This is a genomic window from Vibrio sp. 970 (assembly GCF_033339075.1).
In genome coordinates this window covers 1-570 of the sequence record NZ_JAWOTW010000625.1, presented here as the reverse complement: position 1 = coordinate 570, position 570 = coordinate 1, and the positions used below count along the sequence as shown (strand labels likewise).

1 protein-coding gene and 1 pseudogene are annotated in these 570 nt (G+C 47.4%); both read left to right on the top strand.

The features are described from left to right. Positions 1–97, top strand: a pseudogene (locus tag R7Q11_RS28255) (heme utilization protein HutZ); the annotation flags it as partial. Between the two features lie 75 nt (positions 98–172). Continuing rightward, positions 173–570: ATP:cob(I)alamin adenosyltransferase (locus tag R7Q11_RS28250; RefSeq protein WP_225467236.1), on the top strand; the 398-nt coding region annotated here is incomplete at its 3' end.

The following is a 570-nucleotide window of genomic DNA, read 5'->3' as shown; positions in this document are numbered from 1 at the left end:
CGTAAAAGGGTTCGGTCAAGCGTATCAAGTCTCAGGCGATGACTTGGTTGATTTTGTGCATCTACAAGAAGGCCACAAGAAAATCGAAAACGCCTAATGCGGACGTCGTTTTTATGATTACTAAGAGGGAGTTAGGTTATACTGACTCCCTTTTTTACATTGGAACAACAGCATGAGACCTGTAAGCAAGGAACTGAGCGAGATCTGTTATCCCTTTATCTACGAAGACAGCCCTGTGTGCGATTTCGAGATCACCGCAGACGAGTTGTGCAGCCGGATTGGGTTGGTGCTGTCGATGGAATTGGACGACTTCAGTCGAGATATTCTCACGCGCCTTCAGCCTAATGTTTACCATCTCAATGGTTCGGTGCGTGGCAAGTTAGCGATTACAGAATCGGAAGTTGAAGAGCTTAAAGCAGACTATGAGGCCATAAAAGCGCGCATAGACGGTGGTTTTAAAGGTTTTGTGCTGCCCGGTGGCCATGCTACGTCTAGTCAACTCCATTTGTGCCGCTGCCAAGCAAAGAAAACCGTTCGAGCACTTGTCGCGATAGAGCATGCTGGGAAAAA